This window comes from Streptomyces sp. NPDC001515, from assembly GCF_053597115.1.
In genome coordinates, this window is record NZ_JBSFHN010000001.1 from 392168 (window position 1) to 411019 (window position 18852).

General features: G+C 73.2%; 8 protein-coding genes. 7 read left to right on the forward strand and 1 reads right to left on the reverse strand.

What is annotated here, in order from left to right:
• Positions 1 to 4 precede the first annotated feature (4 nt).
• The 7 genes from rplF to ACWCXC_RS01960 all read left to right on the forward strand — a co-directional run bounded on the left by rplF (position 5) and on the right by ACWCXC_RS01960 (position 4421).
• Positions 5 to 544: a 50S ribosomal protein L6 gene (gene rplF / locus ACWCXC_RS01930; protein WP_383639993.1), complete on the forward strand. Its 540-nt coding sequence runs from the start codon at positions 5 to 7 to the stop codon at positions 542 to 544.
• Between the two features lie 2 nt (positions 545 to 546).
• A complete protein-coding gene (rplR, locus tag ACWCXC_RS01935) occupies positions 547 to 930 on the forward strand; it encodes a 50S ribosomal protein L18 (RefSeq protein WP_111337428.1) in 384 nt (127 codons plus the stop codon).
• Between the two features lie 46 nt (positions 931 to 976).
• Positions 977 to 1582: a 30S ribosomal protein S5 gene (gene rpsE / locus ACWCXC_RS01940; protein ID WP_018101216.1), complete on the forward strand. Its 606-nt coding sequence runs from the start codon at positions 977 to 979 to the stop codon at positions 1580 to 1582.
• On the forward strand, positions 1582 to 1764 hold the full coding sequence (rpmD, locus tag ACWCXC_RS01945) for a 50S ribosomal protein L30 (RefSeq protein ID WP_003966943.1): 183 nt from the start codon (positions 1582 to 1584) through the stop codon (positions 1762 to 1764). Before rpsE ends, rpmD begins: the two co-directional genes overlap by 1 nt.
• Before the next feature lies 1 nt (position 1765).
• The gene (rplO, locus tag ACWCXC_RS01950; RefSeq protein ID WP_450682345.1) at positions 1766 to 2221 is read left to right on the forward strand and encodes a 50S ribosomal protein L15; all 456 of its coding nucleotides are present in this window, start codon (positions 1766 to 1768) and stop codon (positions 2219 to 2221) included.
• 224 nt (positions 2222 to 2445) lie between these two features.
• Positions 2446 to 3765 (forward strand): preprotein translocase subunit SecY, encoded by a 1320-nt coding sequence (gene secY / locus ACWCXC_RS01955; RefSeq protein WP_450682344.1) that lies wholly within the window; start codon positions 2446 to 2448, stop codon positions 3763 to 3765.
• On the forward strand, positions 3765 to 4421 hold the full coding sequence (locus ACWCXC_RS01960; RefSeq protein WP_450682343.1) for an adenylate kinase: 657 nt from the start codon (positions 3765 to 3767) through the stop codon (positions 4419 to 4421). The genes secY and ACWCXC_RS01960 overlap by 1 nt, the downstream gene beginning before the upstream one ends.
• On the opposite strand, the gene ACWCXC_RS01965 is transcribed toward ACWCXC_RS01960, so the two are convergent.
• Entirely contained in the window at positions 4402 to 18801 is a 14400-nt protein-coding gene (locus ACWCXC_RS01965; protein WP_450885999.1) for an SDR family NAD(P)-dependent oxidoreductase, read from the reverse strand. The genes ACWCXC_RS01960 and ACWCXC_RS01965 overlap by 20 nt on opposite strands.
• Between the last annotated feature and the right edge of the window lie 51 nt (positions 18802 to 18852).

The window sequence follows — 18852 nt, forward strand, 5'->3', positions numbered from 1 at the left end:
GCTCATGTCGCGTATCGGCAAGCTCCCCATCCAGGTTCCCGCCGGTGTGGACGTCACCATCGAGGGCCGCACGGTCGCGGTGAAGGGTCCCAAGGGCACCCTCACGCACACCGTCGCCGCGCCCATCGAGGTCACCAAGGGTGAGGACGGCGTCCTGAACGTCGTCCGCCCGAACGACGAGCGTCAGAACAAGGCCCTTCACGGCCTGTCCCGCACGCTGGTGGCGAACATGATCACCGGTGTGACCCAGGGATACATCAAGGCGCTCGAGATCAGCGGTGTCGGTTACCGCGTCCAGGCGAAGGGCTCCAACCTGGAGTTCGCCCTGGGCTACAGCCACCCGATCCTGATCGAGGCCCCGGAGGGCATCACCTTCAAGGTGGAGTCCCCCACGAAGTTCACCGTCGAGGGCATCGACAAGCAGAAGGTCGGCGAGACCGCGGCCAAGATCCGCAAGCTGCGGAAGCCTGACCCGTACAAGGCCAAGGGCGTCAAGTACGCCGGCGAGGTCATCCGCCGCAAGGTCGGAAAGGCTGGTAAGTAGCCATGGCATACGGCGTGAAGATCGCCAAGGGCGACGCCTACAAGCGTGCCGCCCGCAAGCGTCGCCACATCCGTGTCCGCAAGCACATCTCCGGTTCGCCGGAGCGTCCGCGCTTGGTCGTGACGCGGTCCAACCGCCACATGGTGGCTCAGGTCATCGACGACATCGCGGGCCACACGCTCGCGTCGGCGTCGACCCTGGACGTCTCCATCCGTGGTGGCGAGGGCGACAAGAGCAGCCAGGCCAAGCAGGTCGGCGCCCTGGTCGCCGAGCGTGCCAAGGCCGCAGGCGTCGAGGCCGTCGTGTTTGACCGCGGTGGTAACCAGTACGCCGGGCGGATTGCCGCTCTGGCTGACGCCGCCCGTGAAGCCGGGCTGAAGTTCTAGCCCCGGTTCCTACGCACAGCGGACGTAACAGAGAGAGGTAAATCCAATGGCTGGACCCCAGCGCCGCGGAAGCGGTGCCGGTGGCGGCGAGCGGCGGGACCGGAAGGGCCGTGACGGCGGCGCTGCCGCCGCCGAGAAGACCGCGTACGTCGAGCGCGTCGTCGCGATCAACCGTGTCGCCAAGGTTGTGAAGGGTGGTCGTCGCTTCAGCTTCACCGCGCTGGTCGTGGTGGGCGATGGTGACGGCACCGTCGGTGTCGGTTACGGCAAGGCCAAGGAAGTTCCCGCGGCCATCGCCAAGGGCGTGGAAGAGGCCAAGAAGAACTTCTTCAAGGTCCCGCGCATCCAGGGCACCATCCCTCACCCGATCCAGGGTGAGAAGGCCGCGGGCGTCGTCCTGCTCAAGCCGGCTTCCCCCGGTACCGGTGTGATCGCCGGTGGCCCGGTGCGCGCCGTCCTGGAGTGCGCCGGCGTCCACGACATCCTGTCGAAGTCGCTCGGGTCCTCGAACCCGATCAACATCGTGCACGCGACCGTGGCGGCCCTCCAGGGCCTGCAGCGTCCCGAGGAGATCGCGGCCCGCCGCGGTCTGCCCCTCGAGGACGTCGCCCCCGCGGCCCTGCTTCGTGCGCGTGCGGGAGCGGGTGCGTAATGGCTCGCCTCAAGATCACGCAGACGAAGTCGTACATCGGCAGCAAGCAGAACCACCGCGACACCCTGCGTTCGCTCGGGCTCAAGCGCCTGAACGACTCGGTTGTCAAGGAGGACCGCCCCGAGTTCCGCGGCATGGTGCACACCGTCCGCCACCTCGTGACGGTTGAGGAGGTCGACTGACATGGCGGAGAACAAGCCGCTGAAGGCCCATGACCTCCGGCCTGCCCCGGGTGCCAAGACCGCCAAGACCCGTGTGGGTCGTGGTGAGGCGTCCAAGGGTAAGACCGCTGGTCGTGGTACCAAGGGCACCAAGGCCCGTTACCAGGTTCCGGAGCGCTTCGAGGGTGGCCAGATGCCCCTCCACATGCGTCTCCCGAAGCTCAAGGGCTTCAAGAACCCGTTCCGCACCGAGTACCAGGTCGTGAACCTGGACAAGCTCGCGACGCTCTACCCCGAGGGTGGAGAGGTCACGGTGGCCGATCTGGTCGCCAAGGGCGCGGTGCGCAACAACCACCTCGTCAAGGTCCTCGGACAGGGCGAGATCTCCGTGGCGCTGCAGGTGACGGTCGACGCCGTCTCCGGCTCCGCCAAGGAGAAGATCGCCGCCGCCGGCGGCTCCGTCACCGAGCTCGTCTGAGACAACTCGGACCATTCGGTGGCCTGAACATCCGACCGGGGATGCCCTCTCAAATGGGGCATCCCCGGTTGGTCGTTCCTAGGGGGGCATGTACGCCGGTAAGGTGGCGTCCGTTGCTGTGGTAACCCCTGGGCGCGTGCGTTCAGGGGCCTTTGGCTGTTACTCATTCGTCGAACCTCAAGACCGTCACCTCTACGCATCGCGCGGGGGTCGCAGGAGGCACCGTGCTCACCGCGTTCGCCCGGGCGTTCAAGACGCCCGACCTGCGCAAGAAGCTGCTCTTCACGCTCGGCATCATCGTGCTCTACCGGCTCGGGGCGCACATCCCCGTGCCCGGAGTGAGCTACGAAAACGTTCAGACCTGTGTTGACCAGGCAAGCAAGGGCAACAACAGCCTGTTCGGCCTGGTGAACATGTTCAGCGGTGGTGCACTGCTGCAGATCACGATCTTCGCGCTCGGCATCATGCCGTACATCACCGCCAGCATCATCCTTCAGCTGCTCACCGTGGTCATTCCGCGACTCGAGGCGCTCAAGAAGGAGGGCCAGTCCGGCCAGGCCAAGATCACGCAGTACACGCGTTATCTGACGGTCGCGCTCGCCATCCTCCAGGGCACCGGCCTGGTGGCCACCGCGCGCAGCGGTGCGCTGTTCAGCGGCTGCCCGGTCGCGGACCAGATCGTTCCGAACCAGTCGCTGTTCACGACCATCACGATGGTCATCACGATGACCGCCGGCACCGCCGCCGTCATGTGGCTCGGTGAGCTCATCACCGACCGCGGCATCGGCAACGGCATGTCGATCCTGATGTTCATCTCGATCGCCGCCAGCTTCCCCGGCGCCCTGTGGGCCATCAAGACGAGCGGCAAGCTCGCGGACGGCTGGATCGAGTTCGGCACGGTCATCCTCATCGGATTCGTGATGGTGGGCCTCGTCGTCTTCGTCGAGCAGGCCCAGCGCCGCATCCCGGTGCAGTACGCGAAGCGCATGATCGGCCGCAGGTCGTACGGTGGCACGTCCACGTACATCCCGCTGAAGGTGAACCAGGCGGGTGTGATCCCCGTCATCTTCGCTTCTTCGCTGCTCTACATCCCGGCCCTGATCGTCCAGTTCTCCAACTCCAACGCGGGCTGGGCGACCTGGATCAAGGACAACTTCGTCAAGGGCGACCACCCCTACTACATCGCCACGTACTTCCTGTTGATCGTGTTCTTCGCCTTCTTCTATGTGGCGATCTCGTTCAACCCCGAGGAAGTCGCCGACAACATGAAGAAGTATGGTGGGTTCATCCCGGGTATCCGGGCAGGTCGACCTACTGCCGAGTACCTGAGCTACGTGCTCAACAGGATCACTTGGCCGGGCTCGCTGTATCTGGGTCTGATCGCTCTTGTGCCGACGATGGCGTTGGCAGGCTTCGGTGGAGCCAACCAGAACTTCCCGTTCGGCGGGACGAGCATCCTCATCATCGTGGGTGTGGGTCTGGAGACCGTGAAGCAGATCGAGAGTCAGCTCCAGCAGCGCAATTACGAAGGGTTCCTCCGCTGATGCGAATCGTCCTCGTCGGCCCGCCGGGTGCCGGCAAGGGAACGCAGGCCGCGTACCTTGCCAAGAACCTGTCGATTCCGCACATCTCCACGGGCGACCTCTTCCGCGCCAACATCAGCCAGGGCACGGACCTTGGCAAGCAGGCCCGCGCCTACATGGACGCGGGGCAGCTGGTGCCGGACGAGGTCACGATCGGGATGGCCAAGGACCGCATGTCCCAGCCGGACGCGGTCAACGGCTTCCTGCTCGACGGCTTCCCGCGCAACGTGGGCCAGGCCGAAGCCCTTGATGTGATGCTCAAGGACGAGGGCGTCAAGCTGGACGCGGTGCTCGACCTCGAAGTTCCCGAGGACGAGGTCGTGAAGCGGATCGCGGGCCGCCGCATCTGCCGCAACGAGAGCGCGCACGTCTTCCACGTGACGTACAACCCGCCGAAGACCGAGGGCGTCTGCGACCTCTGCGGCGGCGAGCTGTACCAGCGTGACGACGACAGCGAGGAGACGGTCCGTACCCGGCTGGAGGTCTACCACACGCAGACCGAGCCGATCATCGACTACTACCGGTCCCAGGACCTGGTGGTCACCATCTCCGCGCTCGGCAAGGTCACCGATGTGACCGAGAGGGCCATGGAGGCGCTCAAGGCCGACCAGGGCTGAGCGCACCCGCAGGACACCCAGCAACGCAGTCGGGGGCGGGGGCGCCGGGGGCGCGGCCCCCCCGGGCGCCGGCGGACCGGGTCACCAGCACGAGCCGGGACGAGGCGTACGCCGGTTCCGCCAGCCACCGCCGCACGGCGGCGAGGGCGGTGTCCACGGCGGTACGGGTCCCGGCGGGCACCGCGTCCTCCGTGCCGGCCCCGGCCGCGTCCGCGAGGACCGGCAGCAGCACCGCGTCGGGCGCACCGGCACCGGAATCCGCGAGCGCGTCGAGGCCGGCGACGACCGGCACCCCGGCCACGACCAGGCCGGGCCCGGCGACCGCCCAGTCACCGCGCGGCCCGCCGCCGCCGACGGGCTGCCAGTCGACGGCCAGCAGCGCGTCGCGGAACCCGCCGCCGCCCAGGTGCTCGGCGGCGACCGGCCGCAGCTGGAGCGCGGCGACGGTGGCGACGGGCGCCCCGGCCGGGTCGGCCAGGTCGAGCCGGACGGCGTTGCGCTGCCCCTCGACGGGGGCGAGCCGGACCCGTACGGAGGTCGCGGCGGCGGCGTGCAGGGTGACACCGCTCCAGGAGAAGGGGAGCAGCGCCCGCCCCTCGTCCTCGTCCGCGCCGAGCCCGCCGAAGCCGAGCGCGTGCATGGCGGCGTCGAGCAGCGCGGGGTGGAGGCCGAAGCGCGCCGCGTCCTCGTGGGCCTGCTCGGGCAGGGCGATCTCCGCGTACAGCGCGTCGCCGTGCCGCCAGGCCGCGGTGAGGCCGCGGAAGACCGGTCCGTAGCCGAATCCGCGTTCCTGGAGGCCGTCGTAGAGCCCGTCGGCGTCCAGTTCCTCCGCCCCGGCGGGCGGCCAGTCGGCGAGGCCGTCGCCGGCCTTGTCCGTGGCGGGGGCGAGGAGGCCGTCGGCGTGCCGGGTCCACGGCTCTTCGGGGTGGTTCTCGGGCCGGGAGTACACCCGCACCGTGCGCCGGGCCTCGGCGTCGGGCTCCGAGACGACGACCTGGAGCAGGACCCCGCCACGCTCGGGCAGCACCAGCGGCGCGTACAGCGTCAGTTCCTCCACGAGGGCGCAGCCGACGTGGTCGGCGGCGCGCAGGGCGAGTTCGACGAAGCCCGTGCCGGGCAGGAGCACGCTCCCGTGCACGGCATGGTCGGCCACCCAGGGCTGGGTGTCGAGGGAGACCCGGGCCGTGAAGGTCACCGAGTCGGTGTCGGGCGAGGCGACGACGGCCGCCAGCAGCGGGTGGTCGAGGGCGTCCTGGCCCACGGCGAAGGCATCGGTGGCGGGCTTGGCCGCGTCCACCCAGTAGCGGGTCCGCTGGAACGGGTACGTCGGCAGGTCGACCGTGCGGGCGCCCGTGCCGGCGTAGAAGGCCGCCCAGTCGACCCGGGCCCCGTCCGCGTACAGCCGTCCCAGGGCCGTGACCAGTGCTTCGGCCTCCGGCCTGTTCCGGCGCACCGCCGGCACGACGACCGTCTCGCCGTCCGTGGCGTCCCGGTCCAGGATCTGCTGGGCGAGGCCGGTCAGGATGCCGTCCGGGCCGATCTCCAGGAAGCGGGTCGCCCCCTGCCCCGCCAGCGCGGCGACGGCGTCGGTGAAGCGGACGGCCTGGCGGACCTGGCCGACCCAGTACTCGGGCGACTGCCAATCGGTGCTCGGTTCACCCGTCACGGTCGAGACGGCCGGGATGCGCGGTTCGGCGTACGTCAGCGACGCGGCCACCGTGCGGAACTCGTCCAGCATCGGGTCCATCAGCGAGGAGTGGAACGCGTGCGAGACGGAGAGGCGGCTCGTCTTGCGCCCGGCGGCGGCGACGTGCTCGCCCACCGCCAGGGCCTCGGCCTCCACACCCGACACGACCACGGACTGCGGGCCGTTGACCGCCGCGATGCCCACACCGTCGGTGAGGAGCGGAAGAACTTCCTCCTCGGTGGCCTGGACGGCGACCATCGCGCCCCCGGCGGGCAGCGCCTGCATCAGACGCCCGCGCGCGACCACGAGCCGGGCCGCGTCGGCCAGGGACAGCACCCCCGAGACATGCGCGGCGGCCAGCTCACCGATCGAGTGACCGGCGACGACGTCCGGGGTCACGCCCCACGACTCCACCAGCCGGTACAGCGCGACCTCGAAGGCGAAGAGGGCGGGCTGGGTGATCCCGGTCGCGTTCAGCGCGTCCGCGTCCTCGCCCCACACCACCTCCCGCAGCGACGCCCCGAGATGAGCGTCGACCTCCGCGCAGACCGCGTCCCACGCCTCCGCGAACGCCGGGAACGTGTCGTACAGGTCGCGGCCCATGCCGAGGCGCTGCGCGCCCTGCCCGGTGAACAGGAACGCCGACTTCCCGCTGCGGCGTGCCTGTCCGGCGGCCACGGCGGGGGCGTTCCGGCCCTGGGCCAGGGCGGTGAGGCCGCGCAGCAGTTCCTCGGTGCCGGAGCCGACGACGACGGCGCGGTGCGGGAACGCGGTGCGGGTCGAGACGAGGGAGAGGCCGAGATCGACGGGGTCGGGCGCGGGGCCGTCCGTCAGGCGGTCGATCAGTTGCTCGGCGCGGGCGGCGAGCGCCTGCGGGCTCTTGCCGGAGAGGACCCACGGCACGACGGGAAGGGGTGCGGCCCCGCCCCGTACGGCATCGGACGCCGGGGCCTCCTCCACGATCACGTGGGCGTTCGTCCCGCTGATCCCGAAGGAGGAGACGCCCGCGCGGCGCGGACGGTCGGCCCGCTCCCACTCCCGGGCCTCGGTGAGCAGGGAGACGTGTCCGGCCTCCCAGTCCACCTGGTCGGAGGGGGCGTCCACGTGCAGGGTCCTGGGGAGGACGCCGTGGCGCATCGCCATGACCATCTTGATCACCCCGGCGACGCCCGAAGACGCCTGGGTGTGGCCCACGTTGGACTTGATGGAGCCCAGCCACAGCGGCCGGTCCTCCTCGCGCCCCTGGCCGTACGTGGCCAGCAGCGCCTGCGCCTCGATGGGGTCGCCGAGCGTGGTGCCGGTGCCGTGGGCCTCGACCGCGTCGACCTCGGTGGCGGAGAGGCCCGCGTTGGCGAGGGCCTGGCGGATGACGCGCTGCTGGGACGGGCCGTTGGGGGCGGTCATTCCGTTGCTGGCACCGTCCTGGTTGAGGGCGGAGCCGCGCAGGACGCCGACGACCGGGTGGCCGTTGCGGCGGGCGTCGGAGAGCCGTTCCAGGAGCAGCACCCCGGCGCCCTCGCCCCAGGCGACCCCGTCGGCGGAGGCGGCGAAGGACTTGGAGCGGCCGTCGGGGGCGAGTCCGCGCTGCCGGCTGAACTCGATGAACATGCCCGGGGTGCCCATGACGGCGACGCCTCCGGCCAGGGCGAGGGCGCATTCGCCGGAGCGGAGCGCCTGGGCCGCCATGTGCAGGGCGACGAGCGAGGACGAGCACGCGGTGTCGACGGTGACGGCGGGGCCCTCCAGGCCCAGGGTGTAGGCGGTGCGGCCGGAGACGAGGCTGCCGCCGCTGCTGGCCGCGGCCTCCACGCCGAGCGCGTAGTCGTGGTACATCACTCCGGCGAACACCCCGGTCGACGAGCCCTTGAGCGTCGTCGGGTCGATCCCGGCGCGCTCGATCGCCTCCCAGGACACTTCGAGGAGGAGCCGCTGCTGCGGGTCCATCATCAGCGCCTCGTTGGGGCTGATCCCGAAGAAGACCGGGTCGAAGTCCGCCGCGTCGTAGAGGAATCCGCCCTCGCGGGCGTAGGTGCGTCCGGGGGTGCCGGGCTCGGGGTCGTACACCTCCGCGTCCCAGCCCCGGTCCTCGGGGAAGCCGCCGATGGCGTCGGTGCCGTCCGCGACGAGCGTCCACAGCTCCTCGGGGGTGGTGACGCCTCCCGGGTAGCGGCAGCCCATGCCGACGATGACCACCGGGTCGTCGCCGGTGTCCGCGCCACCGCCCGTGGGCAGGGCGCGGGCGGGCGCGGGCGGCGCGTGGTCCGGTCCGGTCACCTCGGTGCCGATGTAGGCGGCGACGGCGTCGGCGGTCGGGTAGTCGAAGATCAGCGTGGCGGGCAGCCGGAGGCCGGTCGCGGAGCCGAGCCGGTTGCGCAGTTCGACGGCGGCGAGCGAGTCGAAGCCCAGCTCGCTGAAGGCCCGTTCGGGTTCGATCGCGTCGGCGGAGGCGTGGCCGAGGACCCCGGCGACATGTGTCCGGACGAGGTCGAGGAGCGCGTCGGCACGGGCGGGCGCGTCGAGCCCCGCCAGCCGGGCGAGCAGCCCGTCGCCGCCGTCCGTGGACCGCGCGGTCCGGCGTACGGGGACGCGGACCAGGCCCCGGAGAAGGGGAGGGAGTTCGGCTCCCCGGTTGCGCAGGACGCCGGTGTCGACGCGGAGCGGCACGGTGGCCGGGAGGCCGGAGGCGAGTGCCGCGTCGAAGAGGGCCAGGCCCTCCGCCTCGGAGAGCGCGGGCAGCCCCTGGGCCGCCATCCGCTCCTCGGCCAGGCCGAGCATGGCGACGCTGGTCATGCCGGTGTCGACGCCCCAGAGCCCGAAGGCCATCGCGGTGGCCGCCCGGCCCTCGGCCCGGCGCTGAGCGGCCAGGGCGTCCAGGAAGACGTTGGCGGCGGCGTAGTTGCCCTGTCCGGCGGCCAGGACGAGCCCGCCCGCCGAGGAGAACATCACGAACGCCGACAGCTCCAGGTCCCGCGTCAGCTCGTGCAGATGCCAGGCCGCGTCCACCTTCGGCCGCAGCACCGCGTCGACCCGCTCGGGCGTCAGCGCCCCGACGACCCCGTTGTCCACGACACCCGCGACGTGCACGACCCCGGTGAGGGGGCAGTCCGGGCCGACCGAGGCGAGGAGCGCGGCGAGGGCGTCCCGGTCGGCGGCGTCGCAGGCGGCGACCTCGACCGTGGCGCCGAGCGCGGTGAGTTCCGTGACGAGTTCGGCGACCCCGGGGGTGTCCGCGCCCCGGCGGCCGGCCAGCAGCAGTCCGCGTACGCCGTGCTCGGTGACCAGGTGCCGGGCGACGCGCGCACCGAGACCGCTGGTGCCGCCCGTGATCAGCACGGTCCCGCCGGCGTCCCACACCGGTCCGGCGTCCTCGTCGGGAGCCGGAGCCGGGGCCAGGGCCAGCCTCGGGACACGGATCTCCCCGTCGCGCACGGCCAGCTCCGGTTCACCCAGGGCCACCAGCCGCTCCCAGGGCACGGAACCGTCGGTGTCGATCAGGACGAACCTGCCCGGGTTCTCGGCCTGCGCGGCGCGCACCAGCCCCCACACCGGGGCGTGGCGCACGTCCACCGGCTCTCCGTCCGCCACGGCGACGGCGTCCCGGGTGACGACGGCCAGGACCGCGCCCTCGGGACGGTCCTCGGACAGCCACTCCTGTACGGCGCCGAGGACCTGGCCCACCAGGTCGTGCACGGCGCCCGGGACGTCCTCGACGTCCAGGTCACGGGCCCCGCAGTCGAAGACGGCGGAAAGAGCAGCCTCGGGCGGGGTCTGGCCGGCGGGGGCCGGCAGCGGGTTCCACCCGATCCGGAACAGGCAGTCGCTGCCGTGCGTGGCCAACTGCTCGCTGGAGACGGGCCGGCCGACGACCGCGCCGACCGTGGCCACGGGGGCGCCGGTGACGTCAGCGACCTGGAGGGAGAGGCTTTCCGGGGTGGGCTGGGTGATGCGGACGCGGACGGCGGAGGCCCCCGTGGCGTGCAGGGTCACCTCCCGCCAGACGAATGGGAGGACGGTCTCGTCGCCGCCCGTCCCGTTGACGAGCGCCGCGTGCATCGCCGCGTCCAGCAGCGCCGGGTGCAGCCCGAACGCCTCGGCCTCCGCGTGCGCCTGCTCGGGCAGCGCGACCTCCGCGTACAGCACGCCGTCCGCGCGCCAGGCCGCCTTCAGGCCCTGGAACACCGGCCCGTACCCGAAGCCGCGCTCGCGCAGCCCCGCGTAGGCACCGTCCAGGGGCAGTTCCTCGGCCCCGGCGGGCGGCCAGGCCGAGAGGTCGAACGCGGCGGGGGCGGCGCCCGGGGCGAGCACCCCGTCGGCGTGCAGGGTCCACGCCAGGTCCGGGCGGTCCTCGGCACGTGAGTACACGCTCACCGAACGGCGGGCCGTCGCGTCGGCGGCACCGACGACCATCTGCACGATCACCGCACCACGGCCCGGAAGGATCAGCGGCGCCTGAAGGGCCAGTTCCTCCAGCACCCCGCAGCCGACCTGGTCCCCGGCCCGCACGGCCAGCTCCACGAAGCCCGTGCCCGGAAGCAGCACGCTGCCCAGCACGTCGTGGTCCGCGATCCAGCCGTGCGTCGCGGCGGACAGCCGGCCCGTGAACGTCACCATGTCCGTGTCCGGCGACGGCACGACCGCCCCCAGCAGCGGATGCCCGGCATCGGTGAGACCGGCCGTCGCCATGCTGCTCCCGCCGCCCCCGATCCAGGAGTTGGCGAGGTATTCGTCCATGCCGATCCAGTAGCGCGTGCACTGGAACGCGTACGTCGGCAGCTCCACGCGCCGCGCCCCCGCCCCGGCCCAGAACGCCTCCCAGCCGACCCGGACCCCGTCCGCGTACAACCGGCCCACACCCGCGACCAGCGACTCCGCCTCCTCACGGTTCCGGCGCACGAGCGGCACGAAGACGCTGTTCTCGTCCTCGGCGGAGCCGGCTCCGAGCGCGGTGAGCACCGCGTCCGGGCCGATCTCCACGAAGGTGCGTGCCCCGAAGGACTCGGCAGCGCGTACGGCATCCGCGAACCGGACGGTCTCGCGGACCTGGCCGACCCAGTACTCCGGCGACTGCCAGTCCGAGGCGAGCGTTCCCGTCACGGACGAGACGGCGGGGATACGCGGCTCGGCGTACGACAGAGACGCGGCGACCTCCCGGAACGCGTCCAGCATCGGGTCCATCAGGGAGGAGTGGAACGCGTGCGAGACCGACAGACGGCTCGTCTTGCGGCCCAGGGAGGCGAAGTGCTCGCCCACAGCCAGGGCTTCACCCTCCTCACCCGACACGACCACGGACTGCGGCCCGTTGACCGCCGCGATCGAGACACCCTCGGTGAGAACGGGCAGGACTTCTTCTTCGGTCGCCTGGACGGCGACCATCGCGCCCCCGGACGGCAATGCCTGCATCAACCGGCCCCGGGCCACCACCAGCCGCGCCGCGTCGGCCAGGGACAGCACCCCCGAGACATGCGCGGCGGCCACCTCACCGATCGAGTGACCGACGACCACGTCCGGCGTCACGCCCCACGACTCCACCAGCCGGAACAACGCGACCTCGAACGCGAACAACGCGGGCTGGGTGATCCCCGTCGCGTTCAGCGCGTCCGCGTCCTCGCCCCACACCACGTCCGCGAGCGACGCCCCCAGATGGGCATCGACCTCAACGCAGACCGCGTCCCAGGCTGCCGCGAACACCGGGAAGGCAGCGTGCAGTTCACGTCCCATGCCCAGCCGCTGCGCGCCCTGCCCGGTGAACAGGAACGCCGACTTCCCGGCCGTTCGGGCGGTGCCCCGCACCAGGCCAGGGTGGTCCTCGCCCGTCGCGAGGGCGGTGAGGGCGGCCGTGCGGTCGGGGCCGAGGACCACCGCGCGGTGCTCGAAGGCGGGTCTGGCGGTGGCGAGGGAGTAGCCGATGTCCTCGGGGCGCGGGTCGGCGGCGTCGGCCAGGGGGAGCAGAGCTTGGGCCTGGCCCGCCAGGGCCTGGGGGCTCTTGGCGGAGACGATCCAGGGGGCGGCGGGCAGCTCCGTGCGGCGCTCCGGATCGGACGCGGGGAGCGAGGGGGGCTCTTCCACGATCACGTGGGCGTTGGTGCCGCTGATCCCGAAGGAGGAGATACCGGCCCGGCGCGGGTGGTCCCCCGGCGCCCAGTCCCGGGCCTCGGTGAGCAGGTGGACGTCCCCGGCCGACCAGTCGATCTGGTCGGAGCGCTCCTCGGCGTGCAGGGTCGGGGGCAGAACGCCGTGGCGCATCGCCATGACCATCTTGATGATGCCCGCGACACCCGCCGCCGCCTGCGTGTGGCCCATGTTGGACTTGATGGAGCCCAGCCACAGCGGCCGGTCCGCCTCCCGCCCCTGGCCGTACGTGGCGAGCAGCGCCTGCGCCTCGATCGGGTCGCCCAGGACCGTGCCGGTGCCGTGGGCCTCCACGGCGTCGACCTCGGCGGCGGTGAGGCCCGCGTTGGCGAGAGCCTGGCGGATGACGCGCTGCTGGGACGGGCCGTTGGGGGCGGTGAGGCCGTTGGACGCGCCGTCCTGGTTGAGGGCGGAGCCCTTGACGACGGCGAGCACCGGGTGGCCGTTGCGGCGGGCGTCGGAGAGCCGCTCCAGGAGGAGCATGCCCGCGCCCTCGCCCCAGCCGGTGCCGTTGGCTCCGGCGCCGAAGGACTTGCACCGGCCGTCCGGGGCGAGGCCGCGCTGCCGGCTGAACTCCACGAACACCTCGGGGGTCGCCATGACGGCGACGCCGCCCGCGAGGGCCAGGGAGCACTCGCCGGAGCGCAGGGCCTGGGCGGCGAAGTGCAGGGAGACGAGCGAGGAGGAGCACGCGGTGTCGACGGTGACGGCCGGGCCCTCCAGGCCGAACACGTAGGAGACGCGGCCCGAGGCGATGGCGCCCGTGCTGTTGTTGGCCGCGTAGTCGTGGTACATCATCCCGGCCCAGCAGCCGGTCATGCTGCCGCGCAGCGTCTCCGGGTCGATCCCGGCCCGCTCGAACGCCTCCCACGCCGTCTCCAGCAGCAGGAACTGCTGCGGGTCCATGACGGCGGCCTCATTGGGGCTGATCCCGAAGAACGCCGGGTCGAACTCGCCCGCCTCGTGCAGGAATCCGCCCTGATTGGCGTAGGTGGTGTGCGGGCGCTCCGCGCTCGGGTCGTACACCCGGTCCAGGTCCCAGCCACGGTTGCCGGGGAAGTCCGAGACCGCGTCCACGCCGTCCGCGACGAGCCGCCACAGCTGCTCGGGGCTGCGGACGCCGCCCGGGTAGCGGCAGGCCATGGAGACGATCACGACCGGGTCGTCGTCGTGTCCGGCGGCGGTGGCGGGGCCGGTGGGGGCGGCCTGGACGAGGGTGCCGTCGAGTTCGGCGAGCAGGTGCCGGGCCAGGGCGCGGGGGCTCGGGTAGTCGAAGGCCAGGGTCGCGGGCAGCCGGACCTCGGCGGCGGCGCTGACGGCGTTGCGGAACTCGACGGCCGTCAGCGAGTCGAAGCCCAGTTCGCTGAAGGCGCGCGTCTCGTCGACGGCCTCCGGTCCCGGGTAGCCGAGCGCCGCCGCGACCTGGGTGCGCACCAGGTCGAGCAGGGCGGCCTCGCGGTCCTCGGGGGCCAGGGCGGCCAGCCGGCCGCGCAGCGCGCCCGCCGCCTCGGCCGTGGCGGCGGCGGCCCGCCGGGGCCGTATCCGCACCAGCTTCCGGAAGAGCGGCGGCAGCGCCTCGCCCGCCTCGGCGAGGGTGCGCACGTCGAGCCGGATCGGCAGGACGACGGGGGTGTCCACGGTCAGCGCCCGGTCGAACAGCTCCACGCCGTACGTTGAGGTCAGGGCGCCGATGCCGGTACGGCTCAGGCGCTGGAGGTCGGCGTCCGTCAGGGTGCCGGACATGCCGCTCGCCCACAGGCCCCAGGCCAGGGAGCGGGCGGGCAGGCCGTGGGCGGTGCGGTGGGCGGCGAGGGCGTCCAGGACGGCGTTCGCGGCGCCGTAGTTGGCCTGGCCGGGGACGCCGAGGACCCCGGTGGCGGAGGAGAACAGGACGAACGCCGACAGCGCCCGGTCCCGGGTGAGGTCGTGGAGGTGGAGCGCGGCGTCGGCCTTGGCCCGCAGGACGGTGTCCAGGCTCTCCGGGGTGAGCGAGGCGATCAGGGTGTCGTCGAGGACACCGGCGAGGTGGACGACGCCCGTCAGCGGCACGCCGTCGAGCGCGGCGGCCAGCGCCTCGCGGTCCGCGGCGTCGCAGGCGGCGAAGGCCACCTCGGCGCCGAGCGCGCGCAGTTCGTGGCCCAGCTCGGCGGCGCCGGGGGCGTCCGCCCCGCGCCGGGAGAGCAGCAGCAGGCTCCGCACGCCGTGCGCGCCCACGAGCTGCCTGGCCACCAGCGTGCCGAGCGCGCCGGTCGCCCCGGTCACCAGGACCGTGCCGTCGCCGAAGTCGGGCGCGGTCCGGGTCTCCGGGTCGTCGGTGAGACGGACGAGCCGGGCGCCGTACACGGCCCCGCCCCGCACCAGGGTCTGGGACTCGCCGGTCGCGAGGGCGGCGGCGGCCTGGGCCTCGTCGGCCGGGTCGTCCAGGTCCGCGAGGAGGAACCGTCCGGGGTGCTCGGCCTGCGCGGAGCGCACCAGGCCCCAGACGGCGGCGCCGGCCAGGTCCGTGACGTCCTCGCGGGGTCCGCCGGTCCGGGCGACCGCGCCGCTCGTCGCGACGAGCAGCCGGGAGCCCGCGTACCGCTCGTCCGCCAGCCAGTGCTGGAGCGCGGCCAGCACCTCGGCGGTGGCCGCGCGCACGGACGCGGGGTCGGCGCCCGTGGCGGAGGGGCGCAGGACGACGTCCCCGTTCCCGGGCACGGGCCCGTCGGAGGGCAGCGCGGCCCAGTCGAGCGGCGCCGACTGGGGTTCGGCGGCGGGGAGTTCGGCCCAGTCCAGGCCGAACAGTGATTCATGGGCGACGGTACGGGCGGCGGCCAGCTGCTCGGCGGAGACCTCGCGCAGGACGAGCGCGTCCACGGACAGCACGGGCCGGCCCGTCTCGTCGGCGACGGACAGGGCGACGGCCCCGGCCCCGTCGGGGGCGATCCGGACCCGCAGGCGGCCGGCGCCGGAGGCGTGCAGCCGCACGCCCGTCCAGACGAACGGCAGCACGGGCCCGGTGGCCCCGTCGTAGAGGTCCGTGAAGACGGACCCGTGCAGCGAGGCGTCCAGCAGCGCCGGGTGCAGCCCGAAGGCAGCGGCCCGGGCACGAGCCCCCTCCGGCAGCGCCACCTCGGCACAGATCGCCGTCCCGGACCGCCAGGCGGCCGTCAGCCCCCGGAACGCGGGCCCGTAGGCGAGACCGGCCTCGGCCAGGCCCGCGTACACCCCGTCCGTGTCGAGCGGCGTCGCCCCGGCGGGCGGCCAGGCGGCCAGGTCGAAGGGGGCGGTGTCCGCCGTGGTGGCGGCGAGGACCCCGGCCGCGTGGAGCGTCCACGGCTGGTCCGGCTGGTCGTCGCGGCGGGAGTGGACGCTGACCGGGCGCCGCCCGGAGGCGTCCGCCGCACCGACCTCGACCTGGAGGGCGACCGCGCCCCGGGCGGGCAGCACCAGCGGTGCCTGGAGCATCAGTTCGTCGAGCGTCTCGCAGCCGACCTGGTCCCCGGCCCGCACGGCCAGTTCCACGAAGCCGGTGCCGGGGAAGACCACGGAGTCCCCGACGACATGGTCCGCGAGCCACGGCTGCGCCGAGACGGAGACCCGGCCGGTCAGCACGACACCGCCGGAGTCCGCGAGCGAGACGACCGCGCCCAGCAGCGGATGCCCGGCGGCGGCGAGACCGGCGGCGGTCACGTCTCCGGGGGCGCCACCGCCCTCGACCCAGTAGCGGCTGCGCTGGAAGGCGTACGTGGGCAGCGCGACGCGGCGGACGCCCGTACCGGCGTAGAACGCCTCCCAGTCCACGGAGGTGCCGGTGGTGTACAGCCGGCCGAGCCCCGTGACCAGGGCCGCCGGTTCGGACAGGTCCTTGCGCAGCAGCGGCACCAGACCGGTGGACGCGTCGGTGACGGACGCGGCCCCCAGGGCGGTGAGGACGGCGTCCGGCCCGATCTCGACAAAGGTGCGGACGCCGGTCGCCTCGGCCGCCCGTACGGCGTCCGCGAAGCGCACGGCCTGGCGGACCTGATCGACCCAGTACTCCGGCGACCGCCAGTCCGAGGTCAGCTCACCCGTCACGGTCGAGACCGCCGGGATGCGCGGCTCGGCGTACGCCAGCGAGGCGGCCACCTCCCGGAACGCGTCCAGCATCGGGTCCATCAGGGAGGAATGGAACGCGTGCGAAACCGACAGACGGCTCGTCTTGCGGCCCAGCGCGGCGAAGTGCTCGCCCACGGCCAGGGACTCGCTCTCGGCCCCGGAGACGACGACCGCCTGCGGGCCGTTGACCGCCGCGATCGACACCCCGTCGGTGAGCAGCGGCAGGACTTCTTCCTCACCCGCCTGGACGGCGACCATCGCGCCCCCGGTCGGCAGGGCCTGCATCAACCGGCCCCGGGCCACGACCAGACGGGCCGCGTCGGCCAGGGACAGCACACCCGAGACATGCGCGGCGGCCACCTCACCGATCGAGTGACCGACGACCACGTCCGGCGTCACGCCCCACGACTCCACCAGCCGGAACAACGCGACCTCGAACGCGAACAACGCGGGCTGGGTGATCCCCGTCGCGTTCAGCGCGTCCGCGTCCTCGCCCCACACCACATCCGCGAGCGACGCCCCCAGATGGGCATCGACCTCAACGCAGACCGCATCCCACGCCCCCGCGAACACCGGGAAGGAGCCGTACAGTTCACGCCCCATCCCCAACCGCTGCGCGCCCTGCCCCGTGAACAGGAACGCGGTCGTGCCCTTGGTGGCGGCGCCGCGGAAGAGCGCCGGGTGGGTCTCGCCCGAGGCCAGGGCGGCGAGGCCGTCCCGGGCCGTGTCGGGGGTGCCGGCCAGGACGACCGCCCGGTGGTCGAGGGCGGCGCGAGTGGTGGCCAGGGAGTACGTGAGGTCGCCGGGGGTCTGGGGGGCGGCTTCCCCGGTGAGGTGGGCGTGCATCCGGCCGGCCTGGGCGGCCAGGGCCTGGCGGTCGCGGGCGGAGAGCAGCCACGGCAGTACGGCGGGAAGCGTGGCGGCGGGGGCTTCGGAGACGGCGGGGGCTTCGGAGGCCGCGGGGGCTTCGGAGGCCGCGGGGGCTTCGGCGTTCTCCCGGGCCTCCCGAGACGCGGGGGCCCCCGGGGACGCAGGGGCCCGACCGGCCTCCGGGGACGCGGGGGTCTCGGCCGTCCCGGGCGCTTCGGCCGCCGGGTCGGGGGCCTCCTCCAGGATGACGTGGGCGTTCGTCCCGCTCACCCCGAACGCGGAGACACCGGCCCGCCTGGGCCGGTCCTCGGTGCGTTCCCAGACACGGCTCTCGGTCAGCAGCCGAACCCGGCCCGCCGACCAGTCGACGTGGCTCGACGGCTCGTCCACGTGGAGGGTCTTGGGCAGGACGCCGTGGCGCAGCGCCTCGACCATCTTGATGACGGAGCCGACTCCGGCCGCGGCCTGGGCGTGGCCCATGTTGGACTTGATGGAGCCGAGCCACAGCGGGCGGTCCTCGTCGCGGCCCTGGCCGTAGGTGGCCAGCAGCGCCTGCGCCTCGATGGGGTCGCCGAGGGTGGTGCCGGTGCCGTGGCCCTCGACGGCGTCGACATGGGTGGCGGAGAGCTTGGCGTTGGCGAGGGCCTGGCGGATGACGCGCTGCTGGGCGCGGCCGTTGGGAGCGGTGAGGCCGTTGCTGGCGCCGTCCTGGTTGACCGCGCTGCCGCGCACGACGGCGAGGACGGGGTGGCCGTTGCGGCGGGCGTCCGCGAGGCGTTCGAGGACGAGCATGCCGGCGCCCTCGGACCAGCCGGTGCCGTCGGCGGCCTCCGCGAACGCCTTGCAGCGGCCGTCGGGGGCCAGTCCGCGCTGGCGGCTGAACGCGATGAACGGGGACGGGGTCGACATCACCATGACGCCGCCCGCCAGGGCCAGCGTGCACTCGCGCTGCCGCAGCGCCTGGGCGGCCAGGTGCAGCGAGACGAGCGAGGACGAGCAGGCGGTGTCGACGGTGACGGCGGGGCCCTCCAGGCCCAGGGTGTAGGAGATCCGGCCGGAGATGACGGCGGCGGCGTTGCCCGTCGTCATGTACGCCTCCGCGACCTCGCCCGCCGCGCCGACGATGTACTCGTAGTCCTGGATGCCGGAGCCCGCGAACACGCCGACGGGCTTGCCGCGCAGCGACGCCGGGTCGATCCCGGCCCGCTCGATGGCTTCCCAGGACACCTCCAGGAGCAGCCGCTGCTGCGGGTCCATGGTCAGGGCCTCGTTGGGGCTGATCCCGAAGAAGCCGGCGTCGAAGTCCGCGACGTCCCGGACGAATCCGCCCTCGTTGACGTAGCTGCCGCCCGTGGCGGCGGCGTCGTCGCCGCGCAGCGCGTCCAGGTCCCAGCCCCGGTCCGTGGGGAAGGTGGAGACGGCGTCCCGGCCCTCGGAGACGAGCCGCCACAGCTCCTCGGGGGTGGTGACGCCCCCCGGGTAGCGGCAGCTCATCGCCACGACGGCGATGGGCTCGTGGTTCTGGCCCTCGGCTTCCTGGAGCCTGCGCCGCGTCTGGTGCAGATCCGCCGTGACCCGCTTGAGGTAGTCGAGAAGCCGTGCGTCGTCATTGGACATGTTGGGTCCCACCGAGTCCTTGTTCATGCCGGTTCATGCCGTGAGGTCGAG